The following is an 18931-nucleotide window of genomic DNA, read 5'->3' as shown; positions in this document are numbered from 1 at the left end:
CGCAAGGAGGACCTAGGATGCAGGCCGCGATGGAAAACTGGGACGAGGTGCGCACCGCCTATCATGTTGCGCGGGTCGGCACGGTCAGCGGTGCCGCCGAGGTGCTGGGCGTGCATCACGCAACGGTGATCCGCCATATCGATGCGCTTGAAGAACGTCTCGGCGTAAAGCTGTTCCAGCGGCATGCGCGGGGCTATACGGCCACAGAAGCAGGCGACGACCTGTTGCGGGTCGCACAGGCGACCGACGATCAGTTCAACCAGTTGGCGGGGCGCATCAAGGGGCGTGGCAACGATGTCTCGGGTGAGCTGGTCGTGACCTCGATCGGCGGGCTGAGCCACCTTCTGGTGCCGGTGCTGGCGGAGTTCCAGGCGGAGTATCCCGGCCTCGTGGTGCGCTATCTCACCGGGGAACGTCTGTTCCGCCTTGAATACGGCGAGGCGCATGTGGCGATCCGGGCGGGCGCGGTGCCCGATCAGCCCGACAACGTCGTGCAGCCCTTCTTTCAACAGGATTTCGCGCTTTATGCCAGCGAAGGATATGTCGCACGGTACGGCGTGCCCGAGACGTGTGACGCGCTTGGGGCGCATCGCTTTGTGGGGGCGGACGATCCCAAGACGCGCGCGCCCTTCCTGCGCTGGTTGCACGATACCGTGCCGGCCGAGACGATCGTGTTCCGCAGCGGCGATGTGCATGCGCAGCGCAATGCGATCATGGCCGGGGCGGGAATCGGGTTTTCGTCGGTGTTGCAGGCGCGAGAGGTTCCGCAGCTTGTTCAGGTCATGCCGCCACGCCCGGAATGGGCGGCGCCCTTGTGGCTGGTGACGCATATGGATCTGCACCGCACGACCAAGGTGCAGGCGTTCCTGTCCTTCCTGAAGGACCGGGCCGGCGCGTGGCAGGCCAGCTAAGCCGCGCGATCAGAGAAAGCCGGCCTGCCGCAGGTCGGCGTGCAACGCGTGCAACTCGGGTGCATCGTCATTGTCGGCGTCTGCGCCGCTAATCTGCGACAGGGCGTCGGTGGTCCACAGGTCAGCCTCGGCAAAGCCCGAGATCTGGCGCGCGATCGCGTCGAAAACCGGTTTCCTGATGCGCCGCCGGATGAGGCCCACCCGTGCACCACGCGGCATCGCGAACGCCGCGAGGTGAAAGGCCGACCCGTCAGGGCCAACGATCACCTGCGCGGCGCGGTAGCGGGCGATCTGCTCTGTCACCGGGTGACGTTCGGGGTGGAAAATGTCGAACCCGGCTTGCGACATCCAGCGTTCGATTCGGCCTTCGAACGGGACCTGTTGTGCGGGGTTCTTCAGGCGGCGGCGCGAGATATAAAGCCGTTCGGCACCATCCGCCGGCGCCAAGCCCCGCACGTGACGGCGCATGTAACGGCGTGCTTCGGGGGTGCCATGGCTCCAGCCGAGATGGCCGAATCCCTGGTTGGGCACGATCGCCTCGTCCACCCGCGTCGGCCCCTCGACCAGGTGCAGCGGCAGACCTTGCGCCAGACCATCCATGAGCGGCCCGAGGCGGCGCCGCAGCACGGCGGCGATGTCGCGCCCGGCCATCGGCACAAGCAGGATGCCGTCGGGCTGTTCATCCATGTGGTCGAGTGCCCAGAGCCGCGGCGTCGCCTCCATCAGGAAATGCCCGAAATGATGCCGCCCGACCCCGGCGAAAAGCCAGCGTCCGGGCAGATGCGTGACCGGGGTTTCGGGCGGCGCAGGGGCGGGGGTGACGCGGTGGCCTGACAGGCGCGTCGCTGCCGCAGCGACGGGCAGGCCGTGGCTGTCGATCACACCGCAGGCCGGCATATCGGCGTCGCGCATGGGCATGACGGTGGCGCCGGCGACGCGCGTGATCGTGGCGGCGGGCAGGTGCCGCGGATCAGGTCTCATCCGGCAGTTCCGACCGCAGGAAACGTTCGAACGCGTCAAGATGCACGGCCTCGAACTGGCCAAATCCCTGCATCCAGATCGAGGCGTCACGCAGCGCGTCGGGTTCAAGCTTGCACCATGTCACGCGTCCGCGCCGCTCGCGGGAAATCAGCCCGGCCCGCCCGAGGATGCCCAGATGCTTGGAAATCGCGGCGAGGCTCATCTCGAACGGCTCTGCCACATCGGTGACCGCCATGTCGTCCTCTAGCAGCATCGACAGGATCGCGCGTCGTGTGGGATCGGCGAGGGCGGCGAAAACGGTGTCGAGGGCGCGGGCCTTGTCCATGGCGCTCATAAGCCCGAGCGGGCACGGTCCGTCAACGCCATTCGCGGCTGATACCGCGCCGCATGGCCGATTTTCCTTGGCGTGCCCTGGGAATTCAGCCGGAAAAGGGGTTTGATCTGGGGCAAAGCGATGGCAGGCTGCGATGGTTAGGGTTCGAAGCGATACAGCGAAACTTGAAAGGATAAGACATGTTCTCCAAAATCATGGTGCCCGTAGACCTGGTGCACAAGGACAACCTTCAGAAGGCGCTCGATGTGGCGGGTGACATGGCCAAGCTGTACGATGCCACCATCGACGTGGTCAGCGTGGGCGGAGAGCTTCCCAGTCAGCTGGGGCACACCCCCGAGGAGTTCGGCAACAAGCTGCAGGGCTTTGCGGACGATTTGCGCAAGAATTACGGCGTGACGGTCAAGGCCGATCCACTCATGGCGCATGACCCCGCGGTCGAGACGACATCCGAACTGATGCGCGCGATAGAGAAGGTCGGGGCAGATCTGGTGATCATGGCAAGCCACAAGCCCGGCTTTCTGGAACATATCTTCAGCTCGCATGGCGGCTACATCGCGCAGCATGCCAAAGTCTCGGTCTTCGTTGTCCGCTGACGATCAACCGGCAGGTTGAATATGAGCGAGCCTCCCCGCCAGTATGCCGGGGCGGTTCCAGATCGCGGCGAGCGATCGGTATATTTCAGAAAAATTACGTTTGATCAACGGCTTGCGGTTGCGCGTCCGCTTTGGCGAGGATGCTTGACTCGGACGGGTGGACGACATAGCAAGACGGCAACTTCGCGGAGGGGGTGATGCGTGACCGATCCCGATCAGAGCGAGCGGATGGCACAGCTGGAGGCACGGCTTGCCAAGCTTCGGGACAAGGGCGCGGCCTCGCCGCATCAGGAAGAGCACTATTCGCAGGCACAACATGCGTGGCGTATGGTGATCGAGTTGGTGGCCGGTCTGATGATCGGTTTCGGAATGGGGTATGGTCTGGACCTGTTGTTCGGGACGCTGCCGATATTCCTTGTGACATTTACGATGCTGGGTCTCGCCGCGGGTATCAAGACGATGATGCGCAGCGCTGCCGAGATGCAGAAGACGACGAACGCGCCCGAGCCGGGCGGAGAAGAGAGGGAAAAGGATGGCGACTGACGCGCAAGGGGCCGACGAGGGCGGCCTGGTTTTCCACCCGATGGACCAGTTTCTGGTGCAGCCGCTCTTTGGGGACGGTGCTGTCGGGGTGTTCACGCTGACCAATGTGACATTGTGGATGGCGCTGACGGTGCTGGCCGTGTTCGGGTTGCTCGTGATGGGAACATCCGGGCGCGCGACGGTCCCCGGCCGGATGCAATCTGTCGCGGAAATGGCCTATGAATTCGTGCGCAAGATGGTCGAGGATGTCGCGGGCAAGGAAGCGCTGGTTTACTTCCCGTATATCCTGACGCTGTTCCTGTTCATCGTCTTTGCCAATTTCCTCGGGCTGTTGCCGATGGCCTTCACCACCACGAGCCACATCGCCGTCACGGCCGTGCTTGCGGTCATGGTGTTTCTTGCGGTGACGATCCTCGGCTTCGTCAAGAACGGTGCAGCGTTTCTTAACATCTTCTGGGTAAAGTCTGCGCCATTGCCGTTGCGCCCGGTGCTCGCGTTGATCGAGTTGATCTCGTATTTCGTGCGGCCCGTCAGCCATTCGGTGCGTCTTGCCGGCAACATGATGGCCGGTCACGCGGTGATCAAGGTCTTCGCGGGCTTCAGCCAAGTCGCCGTTATTGCGCCGCTGTCGATCCTCGCCGTTTCGGCGATGTACGGGCTCGAGGTTCTGGTCGCGTTCATTCAGGCCTACGTCTTCACCATTCTCACCTGCGTCTATCTCAAGGATGCGCTTCACCCGCATCACTAGGGCAGGGCCTTCAACCGGCGCGCAGGTTTGCGCGCCTCACGATCACCCCGACACTGCCAATTCCAAATCAAGGAGACATCTCATGGAAGGCGATATCGCACAACTGGGTCAATACATCGGTGCAGGCCTTGCCGGCATCGGTTCGGGCGCCGCTGCCATCGGTGTGGGCCACGTGGCCGGCAACTTCCTCGCCGGTGCACTGCGCAACCCGTCCGCGGCTGCCGGTCAGACCGCGACCCTCTTCATCGGCATCGCATTCGCGGAAGCACTGGGGATCTTCTCGTTCCTCGTCGCGCTTCTGCTGATGTTCGCTGTCTGAACCTCGCGGGTATCTGATCCTTACAGTCGGGGTGCAGTGATGTGCTGCACCCCGACGTGACCGGAACACTCCCCAAGGAGGACGCCATGGCGAGCGAAACGCAGGGGGCCGAATCCGCATCGGGTCTGCCCCAGCTCGATCCGACGACCTTTGGCAACCAGATCTTCTGGCTTCTTGTTGCCCTGGTCGCCATCTACCTTATCCTGTCGCGCGTCGCACTGCCGCGCATTTCGGCCGTTCTGGCCGAGCGTCAGGGCACGATCACGAATGATCTGGCAGCCGCCGAGGATCTCAAGGCCAAGGCTGCCGCGGCGGAAGAGGCCTACAAGAAGGCGCTGGCCGATGCCCGCGCCGAGGCGCAAAAGATCATCGCCGATACCAAGGCCGAAATGAAGGCGGATCTCGAAAAGGCAAACGCCGAGGCAGATGCCGAGATCGCTGAAAAGACCGCGGAAGGCGAGAAGAAGATCGCGGAAATCCGCGACGCGGCCCTAGAGAACGTTCGGGAAGTCGCGCGTGACACAACCGGCGATATCGTCGTGGCCATGGGCGGCAAGGCCGATGCCAAGACCGTCGACGCGGCCGTCAACGCACGCATGAAGGGATAGCGCCATGAGATCGATGATCCTGATTGCCGCGCTTGGCGCCGCCAGCCCGGCGTGGGCCGCCGAGGGGGCGTTCTTTTCGCTGTCAAATACCGATTTCGTGGTTCTGATCGCGTTCCTGCTGTTTCTGGGTGTGCTTGTCTATTACAAGGTGCCCGGTCTTGTCGGGCGCAAGCTGGACGAGCGGGCCGAGGGCATCAAGTCCGAGCTGGACGAGGCCCGCGCCATTCGCGACGAGGCCAAAAGCCTGCTGGCCAGTTTCGAGCGCAAGCAACGGGACGTGCAGGCGCAGGCGGACCGGATCGTGGCGCAAGCCAAGGACGAGGCCGAAGAACACGCGAAAGAGGCAAAGGCCGACATCAAGCGGTCGATCGCGCGGCGGTTGCAGGCAGCCGAAGATCAGCTTGCGAGCGCCGAGGCGCGCGCAGTGCGTGACATTCGCGACCAGGCCATCTCGGTTTCGGTTGCGGCAGCACGTGACGTGATCTCCAAGCAGATGACGGCAGAAGACCGCAATGCGCTGATCGACACGGCGATCGACGAGGTCGGGGCCAAGTTGCACTAATCCACGTGCAGATGATGCGTGATGGGCCCGGTTCGGTGACGATCCGGGCCTTTTGCATTCTGCCTCGGGTGCGGTCACCGGCATTGGGTGCGCGTGCGACACTGTGTCGGGTATTTGTGATCACACGATTATGCATGTGATCACACGGGGCGCGGATTTGCGTCCTATCGTCCTTTTTGTCGAAATTTTCCCGTTGAAACAGGTGACAACCTCGTCGAAAGGGACCAAAACAGACATAGCAAAGACGGCGCCCAGCCGTTGCCAACCCAAAGGAGGTCCTCCATGGCCGACCCAGACCTGGCCCGTACCGAGCCGGTGGAACGTCCACTTTCTCCGCATCTGCAAATCTATCGCCCCCAGTTGACGTCGATCACGTCGATCCTGACGCGCATCACCGGCAATGCGCTGGTGGTCGCATCCGTGATGATCGTATGGTGGCTGCTCGCGGCCGCAACGTCGGACGCGTATTTCACGGTGGCCGACGCTGTGTTGACATCGTGGTTCGGTGATCTGGTCCTGACCCTGTCGCTCTGGGCGATCTGGTATCACTATCTTGCCGGGCTGCGGCATCTGGTCTGGGATGCCGGGAAGGGACTGGACCTGCCGACCGCCGAGATGATGGGCTGGGGCTGCATCATCGGATCGGTCGTTCTGACCGTCATCACCCTGTTTCTGGTCTGAGGAGGACGACATGCGATACATGACCGCACTCAAACGCGCCGAGGGCAAGGGCGCGGCAGGCACCGGGACCGAGCATCACTGGTACATGAAGATCAGCAGCGTCGGCCTTGCCCTGATCGTCCCGATTTTTCTGGTGGCGTTCGGCCGCGCTCTCGGGGGCAGTCGCGCGGACGTGCTCGCGACCTTCTCCAGCCCGTTCATGGCGATCTTGACGGGCCTCGTGATCTTCTTCGGATTGCGGCATTTCGCCGGCGGCGCGCAGACGATGATCGAGGATTACAGCCAGGGTGGCACCCGCCGGGGGCTGATTATTGCCGTGACCATTCTAAGTTACGGGTTGATAGCTGTGGGGCTTTTCGCCCTTGCCAAGATCGCGCTGTGAGGAATTGAACAATGGCTGCTTATGAATACGAAACGCATGATTACGATGTCGTGGTCGTGGGGGCCGGCGGGGCCGGGCTGCGCGCCACGCTCGGCATGGCGGAACAGGGATTGCGTACGGCCTGCGTGACCAAGGTCTTCCCGACCCGCTCGCATACCGTCGCCGCACAGGGCGGCATTGCCGCGTCCCTTGGCAACATGGGCCCCGACAGCTGGCAGTGGCACATGTACGACACCGTGAAGGGGTCGGACTGGCTGGGTGATACGGACGCGATGGAATACCTCGCCCGCGAGGCCCCCAAGGCCGTCTACGAACTGGAACATTACGGTGTGCCATTCTCGCGCACCGAAGAAGGGACGATTTATCAGCGTCCCTTCGGCGGCCACACCACCGAGTATGGCGAAGGCCCGCCCGTGCAGCGCACCGCGGCTGCCGCCGATCGCACCGGGCACGCGATCCTTCACACGCTGTACGGCCAAAGCCTCAAGCAGAAGGCAGAGTTCTATATCGAGTATTTCGCCATCGACCTGGTGATGACAGATGGCGCGTGTACCGGTGTCGTCTGCTGGAAGCTGGACGATGGCACGATCCACGTCTTCAATGCCAAGACCGTGGTGCTGGCCACGGGCGGTTATGGTCGCGCCTATTTCTCGGCCACGTCCGCGCATACCTGCACCGGCGACGGCGGCGGCATGGTGGCCCGTGCGGGGCTGCCGTTGCAGGACATGGAGTTCGTGCAGTTTCACCCCACCGGCATCTTCGGTGCCGGGTGCCTCATCACCGAGGGCGCGCGCGGCGAGGGGGGGTACCTGACCAACTCCGAGGGCGAACGCTTCATGGAACGCTACGCGCCCAATTACAAGGATCTCGCCCCGCGCGATTACGTCAGCCGTTGCATGACAATGGAGATCCGCGAGGGGCGTGGCGTCGGGACGGGCGGCGATCATATTCACCTGAACCTCAGTCACCTGCCGCCAGAGGCGCTGCACTCGCGCCTTCCGGGCATTTCCGAGAGCGCCAAGATCTTCGCCGGCGTGGATGTGACCAAGCAGCCGATCCCGGTGCTGCCGACGGTGCATTACAACATGGGCGGCATTCCGACCAATTACTGGGGCGAGGTACTGAACCCGACCAAGGACAGCCCCAACGCCGTGGTACCCGGCCTGATGGCCGTGGGCGAGGCGAGCTGTGCCTCGGTTCATGGCGCGAACCGGCTGGGATCGAACTCGCTGATCGATCTTGTGGTGTTCGGACGCGCCGCCGCCATTCGCGCGGGCAAGACGGTGAACCCGGAGTCGGCCGTGCCGTCGACCAACACGGTCGAGGTCGATCGCGCGCTTGACCGGTTCGACGGGCTGCGGCACGCCTCGGGCGAGGTGCCGACCGCCGATCTGCGGCTGGAGATGCAAAAGACCATGCAGGAGGACGCGGCGGTGTTCCGGACCTCTGAAACGCTCAAGAACGGTGTCGAGAAGATGACCGGCGTGGCGTCCAAGATGGACGATATCCGTGTCACCGACCGGTCGATGGTCTGGAACAGCGATCTGATGGAAACGCTGGAACTGACCAACCTGATGCCCAATGCGCTGGCGACGATCTTTTCGGCAGAGGCCCGCAAGGAAAGCCGTGGAGCGCATGCGCACGAGGATCATCCCAAGCGCGACGACGCCAACTGGCGCGTGCACACCATCGCGCGGACCAAGGACAACCGCGTCAACGCGATCCATCTCAACCTCAGCTATCGCCCGATCATCGAGGACCCGCTGACGCCCGAGGACAAGGGCGGCATAAGCCTCAAGCGGATCGCGCCGAAAGAGCGCACATTTTGAGACGCTGTGTTGCCTCTCTTGCAGGGATCGCCCTGCTGGCGGGCTGCGCGGTCGCGAACGATGTGGCCGATGCCGTTGCGCGCGACCGGGCGAAACGGGTCGTGAACACGGTGGTGACAGATCGGTTTCCACGGGTGAATCCCGCACCGGTCACCGACTGCATCATAGATGCGGCATCGGCCAACGAGATCCTGCGCCTTGCCACGGTTGGCGCAAACGGGGCGAAGCCCGAGGTTGCGCAAGAAGTGTACGATATCGCGCGTCGCCCCGATTCGGTTCAATGCATCGCCCGAAATGGCCTGACCCTGCTGGGCAGCTGAAAGGAACAGACAGATGGTTCAACTGACACTCCCCAAGAATTCGCGCATGGTGGCTGGCAAGACATGGCCCAAGCCTGACAGTTCGGCGAACCTGCGCAAGTTCACGATTTATCGCTGGAACCCCGATGACGGGCAGAACCCGCGTGTGGACACCTATTTCGTCGATCTCGACGATTGCGGGCCGATGGTTCTTGACGCGCTGATCTATATCAAGACCAAGATCGATCCGACGCTGACCTTCCGGCGCTCCTGCCGCGAGGGGATCTGCGGATCTTGCGCGATGAATATCGACGGGATCAACACGCTGGCCTGTATCTACGGCATGGACGAGGTCAAGGGCGACGTGAAGATCTACCCTTTGCCGCACATGCCGGTGGTCAAGGATCTGATTCCTGATCTCACGCATTTCTATGCGCAGCATGCGAGCATCATGCCGTGGCTCGAGACCAAGTCGAACACGCCGGCCAAGGAGTGGAAGCAGTCGATCGAGGACCGCGACAAGCTTGACGGGCTTTATGAATGCGTGATGTGCGCGTGCTGTTCGACGGCCTGCCCGTCCTACTGGTGGAACGGCGACAAGTATCTTGGACCGGCCGCGCTGTTGCACGCGTATCGCTGGATCATTGACAGCCGTGACGAGGCGACGGGCGAGCGTCTTGACGATCTGGAAGATCCGTTCAAGCTGTATCGCTGTCACACCATCATGAACTGCGCCAAGACCTGCCCCAAGGGCCTCAACCCTGCCAAGGCCATCTCCGAGATCAAGAAGCAGATGGTCGAGCGCCACGTCTGAAACATGGCGCGTGCGCGGCAAAGCCCGTGTCTGGCGGCCCTGATACGACGTCGGGGCCGTCGTTTTGTGCGGCAGTTGATCGTCCGGCGAATGACGGGACATCGGCGTTGCGGGTGCAAGTATCGTCTTTTATCGGGGCACAGCAGACAGGTCATCGCCATCACGAGAGAGGTCGTCATGCCGCTTTTGCCGTCGGTGTATGGCGCTGAGGGTGGACCCATGCAACCTGCGCGACTTGGCGATAAGTCCAGTGCGGCGTTCAGACCGGCGAGCGGAACACCGTGATTGTCGTCGTCGGTCTTATCGTCGCGTTCGTGCTGGTGCTGATCTTCACCAATCGCGAGACACGCAATTGCCGCTGGCGTGAATACCGTGTCAGCGGCAGCGACACCCGCCGAAGGTGGCAGTGTGTGGCCTGCGGCGCAGAGGTATTTACATCCGACAGCACCCCGCCGAAGATCTGCTATGATCCCGCCCGCCGAAAGACATGACCCGATGACATCCGAACCTTCAGACGCCGGGATGCGGCGGGCCGTGCCACCCGTCATCTGCTATCCCACCGACACGCTGCCCGTGCCTGACCTGGGGCTATACTCAGCGGCGCGGGACGGGGCGGACAAGCTTTCCGAGGTGGTCGTGCCGCCGCGCGATGCGGCCTGTTTTCGTGTGGGTGCGGGACAGTTCTTTCGGATCACCTGCGTCGAGGGGGCGCAGGTCGGCGATCTCAACCTGTGGAACGCCGCCGACCTGTCGGAGCGGTTCTATTCCGGCAAGACACGCGCGCTGCACGGCACGCATGTCGGCACGGGTGACCGGCTGTGGTCGTCCTTTCCGCATCTGCGCCCGATGGCGACGATCGTCGCGGATACGCTGGATTGGTACGGCATCGACGACTTTGGCGGGGCGGTACATGACGTGATCGGTACGCGCTGCGATCCGTACACCGGAAATCTGCTGTCAGGGGTGCAGTATCATCACTGCTGTCACTCCAACCTGATCCGTGCGGTCGCGGAAGAGCTGGATGTGTCGCTGTCCATGGCCGAAGCCCATGTGCACGATGTCCTCAACGTGTTCATGTGCACGGGCTTCACCCGCGATACGGGGCAGTATTTCATGAAGGCAAGCCCGGTACGCCCCGGCGATCATCTGGAATTTTTTGCCGAGATCGACCTCTTGGGCGCGCTCAGCGCCTGTCCGGGCGGGGATTGCTCGTCCGAACATACCAGCGATGCCGCCGCGTGCCACCCGATGCTGGTCGAGGTGTTTCGCCCCGCACCGGGGGCCTTGGGTGATTGGCAAAGCCCGCCGCGCAATGGCTATGATCGCAGCCACGGGCGGTCGTGAAACCGTCAAGATGCAAAGGCGATTATCCTGAAGCCACCAATGCGGCGCCTTCGGCCTCAACCCTGCGAATGGCGTGTCAATCAAATGTCTGCCCAAGGTGGAAAACGCCCCCCTGATCCGATCAGGGAGGCGTAGTTTTCGTGTCAGTGAACGACCGCGTCAGCGGGCGGATCTTGGGTGGTCGTCCCGATCCTCTCACCGATGATGAGCCCGTCGGACCCCGCCGTCACGGGCACGGTCGCACCATCAAGGATATCCCCGGCCAAGAGCGCTTCGGCCAGCGGATCCTGCAGCGCCTTCTGGATCACACGCTTCAGCGGACGTGCGCCATAAACCGGGTCGTAGCCCGCATCCGCCAGCCATTCCTTGGCCGACTGATCCAGTTGCAGATCGATCTTGCGGGTGGCCAGCCGCTTGAGCAGCCGCCGCATCTGGATGTCCACGATCCCGGTCATCTGGTCGCGCGTGATGCGATCGAAGACCACGATCTCGTCCAGACGGTTGAGGAATTCGGGCTGGAAATGTCCGCGCACCGCTTCCATGACGTCGCGCTTGGCGGCTTCGGCATCGGCACCTTCCGGCAGCTGGCTGAGCGCTTGGCTGCCGAGGTTCGAGGTGAGCACGATCAGCGTCTGCTTGAAATCCACCGTGCGGCCATGACCGTCCGTCAGGATCCCGTCCTCAAGCACCTGCAAGAGCACGTTGAACACGTCCGGATGTGCCTTTTCGACCTCGTCGAACAGAATCACCTGGTAGGGGCGGCGGCGCACGGCCTCGGTCAGCACCCCGCCTTCCTCGTAGCCGACATAGCCCGGCGGGGCCCCGATCAGCCGCGCGACCGAGTGCTTCTCCATGAATTCGGACATATCGACGCGCACCATGGCGGTGTCGTCATCGAACAGGAATTCGGCCACCGCCTTGGTCAGTTCGGTCTTGCCGACGCCGGTCGGCCCGAGAAACAGGAAGCTGCCGAGCGGCCGGTTCTCGTCGTTGAGCCCCGCGCGCGAGCGGCGCACGGAATTGGCCACGGCCTTGACGGCCTTGTCCTGACCGACCACGCGGCGATGCAGGTTGGCCTCCATCCCCAGAAGCTTGTCACGCTCGCCTTCAAGCATCTTGGCGGTCGGGATGCCGGTCCAGCGTTCGACGACCTGCGCGATCTGTTCGGGGCGCACGGCCTCTTCGACCATCATGTCGTCGTCACCGCGCTTTTCGGCGTCCGATAGCCGCTTTTCCAGTTCCGGAATGGTGCCATACTGCAATTCACCCGCGCGCGCGTAATTGGCGGATCGCGTGGCGCTGTCGAGCTCGGCGCGGGCACGATCGAGCTGTTCCTTGAGATCGCGCGCCGAGGCCAGCTTGTCACGTTCCGCCTGCCATTGCGCGGTCATCTCGGCAGAGCGTTCCTGCATCTCGGCCAGTTCCTTTTCCAGCTTGTCGAGCCGGTCTCTGGATGCCGCATCCTCTTCCTTGCGCAGCGCCTCGGCCTCGATCTGCTTTTGCAGGATGTCGCGGTCGAGCGCATCCAGTTCCTCGGGCTTGCTGTCAACCTCCATGCGCAGGCGGCTTGCAGCCTCGTCCATCAGGTCGATCGCCTTGTCGGGCAGGAAGCGGTCGGTGATGTAGCGGTGCGACAGCGTCGCCGCCGCCACGAGCCCGGAATCCGAGATCCGCACACCGTGGTGCAGTTCGTACTTTTCCTTGATGCCCCGCAGGATGCTGATCGTATCCTCGACCGTCGGCTCGGACACCGTCAGCGGCTGGAACCGGCGGGCAAGGGCTGCGTCCTTTTCCACATGCTTGCGGTACTCGTCCAGCGTCGTGGCACCGATGCAGTGCAACTCGCCGCGCGCCAGTGCCGGCTTGATCAGGTTGGCGGCATCCATCGCGCCATCGGTCTTCCCGGCACCGACCAGCGTGTGCATCTCGTCGATGAACAGGATGACCTCGCCGGCGGCCTGGGTGATCTCGTTCAACACACCTTTCAGGCGTTCCTCGAAGTCGCCGCGATATTTCGCACCGGCGATCAGCGCACCCATGTCGAGCGACAGCAGGCGCTTGTCGCGCAAGCTTTCCGGCACGTCGCCGTTGATGATGCGCAGCGCCAGCCCCTCGGCGATGGCGGTCTTGCCGACGCCGGGCTCGCCGATCAGCACCGGGTTGTTCTTGGTCCGGCGCGACAGGATCTGCATGCTGCGGCGGATCTCGTCGTCGCGGCCGATGATCGGGTCGATCTTGCCTTCGCTGGCCGCCTTCGTCAGGTCATGGGTGTATTTTTCCAGCGCCTCGTAGGTATCCTCGGCGCCGGCCGTGTCGGCGGTGCGGCCCTTGCGCAGATCGTTGATCGCCTCGTTGATCGTCTGCGCGCTGACATTGCCGGCCTCAAGCGCCTCTTTCGCGGGGCTTTTCACCATTGCCAGCGCGCAGAGCATCCGCTCGACCGGGACGAAACTGTCCCCGGCCTTCTGGGCCAGTTTCTCGGCCTCGGCCAGCACCTTGCCGGTCTGCTGATCCATGTAGGTCTGACCGGCATCGCCGGTCACCTGCGGGATCTTCGCCAGCGCCAGCTCATTGGCTTGGGTCACGCGCGCGGGGTCGCCCTTGGCGCGGGTGATCAGGTTGCTCGCCAGACCCTCGGTATCGTCCAGAAGCGCCTTGAGCAGATGTTCCGGGGCCAGTTTCTGATGGCTTTCGCGCATCGCGATGGTCTGGGCGGCCTGAATGAACCCGCGCGACCGTTCCGTGAACTTTTCGAAGTCCATGGTCTTTTCTCCTTTTTACAAGCGTTCCCCCGGTGGCGCACCCTCGCAGAGGCGTGCAACGGTCGGGGACCTTGCTAGGTAGATGGGCAAAGCCGCCATCTGGTTCAAGATGCGCGGGCCGACAAAACCGCGCGCCGGGGCGCGCGTGGTCGGGCCTTGACGCCCCCGCCCCGTGCCGTGACAAGAGACCGGAACGCCCTTGACCGGAGACTGCCGCGATGTCCGATGACCGTCTGATCGTTGCCCTTGATGTGCCCAATGCGCTGGACGGGCTGAGGCTGGCCGAGACGCTTGGCGACACCGTGTCGTTCTACAAGATCGGTCTTGGGATGCTGACGGGTGGCGGTCTGGCGCTTGCAAACGAGTTGAAGCAGGATCACGGCAAGCGGATCTTTCTGGACATGAAGCTGTTCGATATAGGGGCCACGGTCGAGGCGGCGGTGCGGGGTCTGGCGCAGTTCGATCTGGATTTCCTGACGGTGCATGGTGATCCGCATGTGGTGCGCGCGGCCCGGCAAGGCGCCGCCGGCACGGACATGAAAATCCTCGCGGTGACGATCCTGACCTCGCTCGACCGCCATGATCTGGATGACGGGCTGATGGTTGCGGGCGATCTGCCCGACCTGGTGGCGACGCGCGCCGGCCGCGCGTTCGACGCGGGCGCCGACGGCGTGATCGCCAGCCCGCAGGAGGCCGCGATGATCCGCAGGCTGCCCGAAGCATCCGGCCGACTGATCGTCACGCCGGGGGTGCGCCCCGCAGGCGCGGCGCTTGGCGATCAGAAACGCGTGGCGACCCCGGGCCGGGCGGTGGCCGACGGGGCCGATCACATCGTGGTCGGCCGCCCGATCTGGGCTGCCAAGGCGCCGAAAGCCGCCGCCCAGGCCATCGTCGACGAGTTGCGCACCTGATGCGCTACAGATCCGCGTGGAATTCCTCGATCAGGTGCCGGACCACGGATTGCAGTGCTTCGGCTTCGGTCTGGCCGGTATCTCGCGCGGCGGTGAACACGGCGCGTTGACGCTCGGAGCTGGTGCCAAGACGCAGGATATCGCGGGCGCCCGCCACCTCGGCGGCAGAGCCGAAGAACGCCGCGTCCTCTTCGATCAGCACGAGAATCTCCTCGACCAGCGTGGCCATGTCCACGATTTCGGCGCGGCCAAAATCGATAAGGCCCTCGGTGATGCCGTAGCGCTGCGCGCGCCAGCGGTTCTCGGCCACCAGGAAGGCATCGTAGATGCGCCAGCGTTGGTTGTGGACCGCCAGCCGCCACAGCATACGCGCCAGCGCCTGCTGTAGCGCCGCGAGCGTCAGGGCGTGCTCCAGCCGGGGCTGCACATCGCAGATCCGCGATTCAAGTGTCGGAAAGCGCGACGAGGGACGCAGATCCCACCAGATCTTGCTGGAATCCTCGATCACGCCAAGATCGACAAGCGATTTCACCGAGCGTTCGAACTCGCCGAAGCTTTCCATTCGGGGCGGCAGGCCGGTGCGCGGCAGGTTGTCGAAGACACTCAGCCGGTAGCAGGCCAGCCCGGTGTCCTGTCCCTGCCAGAACGGGGACGAGCATGACAGCGCCAGCAAGTGGGGCAGGAAATAGGCAAGCTGGTTCATCAGGTCGATGCGCCGGTCGGGCGGGTCGATCCCGACATGCACATGCATCCCGCAGATCAGCATGCGCCGCACCACGCCCGCCAGATCGTGCTGCAGGTCGTTGTAACGCTGCTTGTCGGTATGGGTCTGGCTGCGCCAGTCGGAAAACGGATGACACGAGGCGGCAATCGGCGCGAGGTTGTGCGCGGCCGCGTGCCGCGCAACTGTGCTGCGCAGCCGCTTGAGATCCTCGCGCGCCTCGGCGACATCGGCACAGACGCGGGTGCCGATCTCGATCTGGCAAGTCAGGAATTCCGGGCTGACCTGGTCCTGAAGATCCTCCTGGCAGGCGGACATCAGCGCCTCGGGTGCGTTGGCCAACGCGAGGCTGTCGCGATCGACAAGCAGGTATTCCTCTTCGATGCCGATGGTGAAGTCGGGTGCCGTGATCATCTGTGTCTCCGCTCGCCGCACCGACCACGAAAGCGTCCGCGCCCCGTTTTGGCAAGCACGAATCAGGTCAGGATTGCGCGCGGCGCCTTGGGGCGTGCGCAGAAGAAACCCCGGCACCATTTCCAGTGTCAAAACAATGAAACGAAATATTAACCATTATCTTCGCAGCCGCGCTCAAACCCGCAATGCAGGGTTGTAACGCGCGGTGCCCGCCCGGTCAGCCCCTACAAAAATCAACGTCAAGTCGGCGCGGAATACCCGCGCGCTTTCCGAGTATTTGAAAGGGGATAGAGAATGCTATTCAAAACGACTGGGGCTGTTGCCATCGCCGCCGTCATGATGGTCGGGGGGGTCGACGCTGCGACTGTGGATCTTGCCTCAATCGGGCATTGTAACGGAACGTCTTCGACCAATACCTTTGGCCAAGGAAACACGACCACATCTGTTACAATAAACGTTACGGATGTTACCGGAAATATTGGTGGGGCTAGTGACTGCTGGGGCGCGGCAGAAGGCAATGACAGTCAACTTACGGGAACCGATACCGACGGGACGAGCAATTTTAAAGCGGATGGCATGCTTTATTCCTTCGTCTCAAAGAAGGATATTGGCGGAAATATCAGCGGCAACGACATCGGCTTGACCGTCACCCCTTCGAGCAACGGAGCGGTTGGTAACTGGTCCGTTGATGAGGATAAGTTCGCACCATATGGCGACTTCCTGATTTCGCTGAAGGCGGCCAACAACCCCGGCTACGCGGTTTGGTTGTTCTCGGGGACGGATGCTGACTCTACGTCCGGCACTTGGAATGTGGCGTGGGGAAACAGTCTGTCTCACCTGTCCGTATATGCCAAGAGCGCGCCGGTGACTCCGCCCAATGTGTCCACGCCCGTTCCCCTTCCCGCCGCGGGCTGGCTGATGCTGGCCGGGGTTGGCGGGCTGGCGGCGCTGCGTCGGCGCAAGACTGTCTGATCCCAGCATCCCAATAGTGGGGTCAGCAGAGGGGGCGGTCCATCGGACCGCCCCTTTGTCATTGCGGATCAGTCCATGGCCTTGAAGTTGAACTCGCCACCTTCCTTGATGCCCGACGGCCAGCGCGCGGTCACGGTCTTGGTGCGGGTGTAGAACTTGAACGCGTCCGGCCCGTGCTGGTTGAGATCGCCGAAGACCGACTTCTTCCAGCCGCCGAAGGTGTGATAGGCCAGCGGCACCGGGATCGGCACGTTGATGCCCACCATGCCGACATTGACGCGGTTGGCGAAATTGCGCGCCGCGTCGCCGTCGCGGGTAAAGATCGCGGTGCCGTTGCCCATCTCGTGATCCATTGCCAGTTGCAGCGCCTCTTCGTAGCTGCCGGCGCGCACCGTCGACAGGACCGGGCCGAAGATCTCCTGCTGATAGATGTCCATGTCGGGCGTCACGCGGTCAAAGAGATGCGGACCGACGAAGAAGCCGTCCTCGTAGCCCTGCAGCTTGAAATCGCGCCCGTCCACGACGAGCTCTGCACCCTGGTCGATGCCAGATTGCACGAGACCCTCGATCTTCTTCTTGGCCTCGGCGGTCACGACGGGGCCGTAATCGACATCGTCGCCGGCGGTATAGGGTCCGACCTTCAGCTTCTCGATGCGCGGCACAAGCTTTTCGATCAGCTTGTCGGCGGTTTCGTCACCCACCGGGACCGCCACGGAAATCGCCATGCAGCGCTCGCCCGCGGCGCCGTAGCCCGCGCCGATCAGCGCGTCCGCGGCCTGGTCCATGTCGGCATCGGGCATCACGATCATGTGGTTCTTGGCACCGCCGAAGCATTGCACGCGCTTGCCCTGCGCGCAGCCGGTGCCATAGATATATTCCGCGATCGGGGTGGAGCCAACGAAGCCCACCGACTGGATCACGTCATCGTACAGGATCGCGTCCACCGCCGCCTTGTCGCCGTTGACGACCTGCAACAGGCCCTTGGGCAGCCCGGCCTCTTCCATCAGTTCGGCCAGCATCAAGGGGACCGAGGGGTCGCGTTCCGACGGCTTCAGGATGAAGGCATTGCCGCAGGCCAGCGCCGGCGCGAACATCCACATCGGGATCATCGCCGGAAAGTTGAACGGGGTGATCCCCGCCGACACGCCAAGGGGCTGGCGCATCGAGTAAAGGTCGATGCCGGGTCCGGCGCTGTCGCTGAACTCTCCCTTGAGCAACTGCGGCGCGCCAACGCAGTATTCGACCACTTCGAGGCCGCGCTGGATATCGCCCTTGGCATCGGGAAAGGTCTTGCCGTGTTCGCGGCTGAGCGTCTCGGCCAGCTTGTCCATGTCGCGGTTCAGAAGGCGGACGAATTCCATCATCACCCGCGCCCGGCGCTGCGGGTTGGTGGCCGCCCATGCGGGCTGTGCGGCCTGTGCGACCGCGACGGCGCGGGCCATCTCGTCAGGCCCCGCCAGCGGGCATCTGGCCTGGACCTCGCCGGTGGCCGGGTTGAACACGTCCGAGAAACGCCCCGACGTTCCCTTGACATGTGCGCCGTCGATGTAATGGGTCAATTCCTGCATCTTTGGTCCTCCTCTTCGATTGCGCGCAGTTTAGTCGTGCAGCCCCCGGTCGGAAAGAGGGAATAGGTCAAAAGCCCGCCCGCAATTCGGCCCGCCCCGCGGAGGCCGGTTGCAGTTGACAAAAATCGCAGTCTGGCGGACGCTGAATACAAGGGTATTCATTAGGGAGGTCCCGCCATGCTGGTTCAGCAGATCCTGAAATCCAAAGGCAATGAAGACGTGATCACCGTCACGCCGGAGACGCTCGTTTCCGAGGCCGCGCAGATCCTTGCCGAACGCCGGATCGGGGGCCTGATCGTGTCGCGGGACGGCAAGGCGGTGGACGGCATCCTGTCCGAGCGGGATATCGTGCGCAGCCTGGCGGTGCGCGGTGTCGGCTGCGTGCACGAGACCGTCAGCCAGATGATGACCCGCAATCCGGTCAATTGTTCGATGCAGGATACCTCCGACGAGGTGCTCCAGCGGATGACCGACGGACGGTTCCGCCACGTGCCGGTGATAGAGAACGGCCAGCTTGTGGGGATCGTCACGATCGGCGACGTCGTCAAGGCCCGCCTTGAAGAACTGGCGATGGAAAAGGACGCGCTCGAAGGCATGATCAAGGGGTTCTAGGAAGATACGACACGGGTGACGGA

Annotated in this window: 21 protein-coding genes; 16 read left to right on the top strand and 5 right to left on the bottom strand. The window is 63.3% G+C overall.

The annotated features are described in order from the left end of the window. Nucleotides 1-29: 29 nt before the first annotated feature. Nucleotides 30-911, top strand: coding sequence for a LysR family transcriptional regulator (locus ACROSR_RS06825; RefSeq protein ID WP_432683580.1), 882 nt, complete (start codon nt 30-32; stop codon nt 909-911). Between the two features lie 9 nt (nt 912-920). Here the strand turns inward: ACROSR_RS06825 and ACROSR_RS06820 are convergent, their stop codons facing one another. Next, entirely contained in the window at nt 921-1892 is a 972-nt protein-coding gene (locus ACROSR_RS06820; protein ID WP_432683379.1) for a glycosyltransferase family 61 protein, read from the bottom strand. After that, nucleotides 1882-2217: an ArsR/SmtB family transcription factor gene (locus tag ACROSR_RS06815; RefSeq protein ID WP_432683377.1), complete on the bottom strand. Its 336-nt coding sequence runs from the start codon at nt 2215-2217 to the stop codon at nt 1882-1884. The genes ACROSR_RS06820 and ACROSR_RS06815 overlap by 11 nt, the downstream gene beginning before the upstream one ends. 188 nt (nt 2218-2405) lie before the next feature. Here ACROSR_RS06815 and ACROSR_RS06810 point away from each other — a divergent pair, with 188 nt between their 5' ends. The 12 genes from ACROSR_RS06810 (at nt 2406) to ACROSR_RS06755 (ending at nt 10948) form a co-directional block, all read left to right on the top strand. Beyond that, nucleotides 2406-2819: a universal stress protein gene (locus ACROSR_RS06810; protein ID WP_432683375.1), complete on the top strand. Its 414-nt coding sequence runs from the start codon at nt 2406-2408 to the stop codon at nt 2817-2819. A gap of 201 nt (nt 2820-3020) precedes the next feature. Continuing rightward, nucleotides 3021-3362 (top strand): AtpZ/AtpI family protein, encoded by a 342-nt coding sequence (locus ACROSR_RS06805; protein ID WP_432683373.1) that lies wholly within the window; start codon nt 3021-3023, stop codon nt 3360-3362. Further along, nucleotides 3352-4110 carry a F0F1 ATP synthase subunit A gene (locus tag ACROSR_RS06800; protein WP_432683371.1) on the top strand — a complete coding sequence of 253 codons (759 nt, stop codon included), beginning with the start codon at nt 3352-3354 and terminating at the stop codon, nt 4108-4110. Before ACROSR_RS06805 ends, ACROSR_RS06800 begins: the two co-directional genes overlap by 11 nt. 82 nt (nt 4111-4192) lie before the next feature. After that, nucleotides 4193-4429: a F0F1 ATP synthase subunit C gene (locus ACROSR_RS06795; RefSeq protein WP_336419149.1), complete on the top strand. Its 237-nt coding sequence runs from the start codon at nt 4193-4195 to the stop codon at nt 4427-4429. Between the two features lie 86 nt (nt 4430-4515). After that, nucleotides 4516-5037 (top strand): F0F1 ATP synthase subunit B', encoded by a 522-nt coding sequence (locus ACROSR_RS06790; RefSeq protein WP_432683369.1) that lies wholly within the window; start codon nt 4516-4518, stop codon nt 5035-5037. A gap of 4 nt (nt 5038-5041) precedes the next feature. Continuing rightward, on the top strand, nt 5042-5599 hold the full coding sequence (locus ACROSR_RS06785) for a F0F1 ATP synthase subunit B (protein ID WP_432683368.1): 558 nt from the start codon (nt 5042-5044) through the stop codon (nt 5597-5599). A 297-nt stretch (nt 5600-5896) separates the two neighbouring features. Further along, complete coding sequence (sdhC, locus tag ACROSR_RS06780) at nt 5897-6280, top strand: succinate dehydrogenase, cytochrome b556 subunit (protein ID WP_432683578.1); 384 nt, start codon at nt 5897-5899, stop codon at nt 6278-6280. Nucleotides 6281-6290: 10 nt separating this feature from the next. Further along, nucleotides 6291-6662 (top strand): succinate dehydrogenase, hydrophobic membrane anchor protein, encoded by a 372-nt coding sequence (sdhD, locus tag ACROSR_RS06775; RefSeq protein WP_432683366.1) that lies wholly within the window; start codon nt 6291-6293, stop codon nt 6660-6662. Between the two features lie 11 nt (nt 6663-6673). Continuing rightward, a complete protein-coding gene (gene sdhA, locus ACROSR_RS06770) occupies nt 6674-8491 on the top strand; it encodes a succinate dehydrogenase flavoprotein subunit (protein ID WP_432683364.1) in 1818 nt (605 codons plus the stop codon). Beyond that, entirely contained in the window at nt 8488-8811 is a 324-nt protein-coding gene (locus ACROSR_RS06765) for a succinate dehydrogenase (protein ID WP_432683362.1), read from the top strand. The genes sdhA and ACROSR_RS06765 overlap by 4 nt, the downstream gene beginning before the upstream one ends. A 13-nt stretch (nt 8812-8824) precedes the next feature. Continuing rightward, complete coding sequence (locus ACROSR_RS06760; RefSeq protein WP_432683360.1) at nt 8825-9604, top strand: succinate dehydrogenase iron-sulfur subunit; 780 nt, start codon at nt 8825-8827, stop codon at nt 9602-9604. Between the two features lie 495 nt (nt 9605-10099). Beyond that, nucleotides 10100-10948 (top strand): urea carboxylase-associated family protein, encoded by an 849-nt coding sequence (locus tag ACROSR_RS06755; RefSeq protein ID WP_432683358.1) that lies wholly within the window; start codon nt 10100-10102, stop codon nt 10946-10948. A 143-nt stretch (nt 10949-11091) separates the two neighbouring features. On the opposite strand, the gene clpB is transcribed toward ACROSR_RS06755, so the two are convergent. After that, entirely contained in the window at nt 11092-13710 is a 2619-nt protein-coding gene (gene clpB, locus ACROSR_RS06750; RefSeq protein WP_432683356.1) for an ATP-dependent chaperone ClpB, read from the bottom strand. A gap of 218 nt (nt 13711-13928) precedes the next feature. Here clpB and pyrF point away from each other — a divergent pair, with 218 nt between their 5' ends. Beyond that, nucleotides 13929-14621, top strand: a complete 693-nt coding sequence (gene pyrF, locus ACROSR_RS06745) for an orotidine-5'-phosphate decarboxylase (protein WP_432683354.1) — start codon at nt 13929-13931, stop codon at nt 14619-14621. Nucleotides 14622-14625: 4 nt separating this feature from the next. On the opposite strand, the gene ACROSR_RS06740 is transcribed toward pyrF, so the two are convergent. Further along, nucleotides 14626-15753, bottom strand: coding sequence for a carboxylate-amine ligase (locus ACROSR_RS06740; protein WP_432683576.1), 1128 nt, complete (start codon nt 15751-15753; stop codon nt 14626-14628). A 297-nt stretch (nt 15754-16050) separates the two neighbouring features. On the opposite strand from ACROSR_RS06740, the gene ACROSR_RS06735 reads away from it, so the two are divergent. Continuing rightward, complete coding sequence (locus tag ACROSR_RS06735) at nt 16051-16728, top strand: VPLPA-CTERM sorting domain-containing protein (protein WP_432683353.1); 678 nt, start codon at nt 16051-16053, stop codon at nt 16726-16728. A 68-nt stretch (nt 16729-16796) separates the two neighbouring features. Here ACROSR_RS06735 and ACROSR_RS06730 read toward each other — a convergent pair whose 3' ends face one another. Then, on the bottom strand, nt 16797-18296 hold the full coding sequence (locus tag ACROSR_RS06730) for a CoA-acylating methylmalonate-semialdehyde dehydrogenase (RefSeq protein ID WP_432683351.1): 1500 nt from the start codon (nt 18294-18296) through the stop codon (nt 16797-16799). Between the two features lie 177 nt (nt 18297-18473). On the opposite strand from ACROSR_RS06730, the gene ACROSR_RS06725 reads away from it, so the two are divergent. Next, nucleotides 18474-18908, top strand: a complete 435-nt coding sequence (locus ACROSR_RS06725) for a CBS domain-containing protein (protein ID WP_432683349.1) — start codon at nt 18474-18476, stop codon at nt 18906-18908. Nucleotides 18909-18931 lie beyond the last annotated feature (23 nt).

The organism is Roseovarius tibetensis (assembly GCF_050896375.1).
Lineage (GTDB): Bacteria > Pseudomonadota > Alphaproteobacteria > Rhodobacterales > Rhodobacteraceae > Roseovarius > Roseovarius tibetensis.
This window is presented reverse-complemented; position numbering and strand designations above follow the sequence as displayed.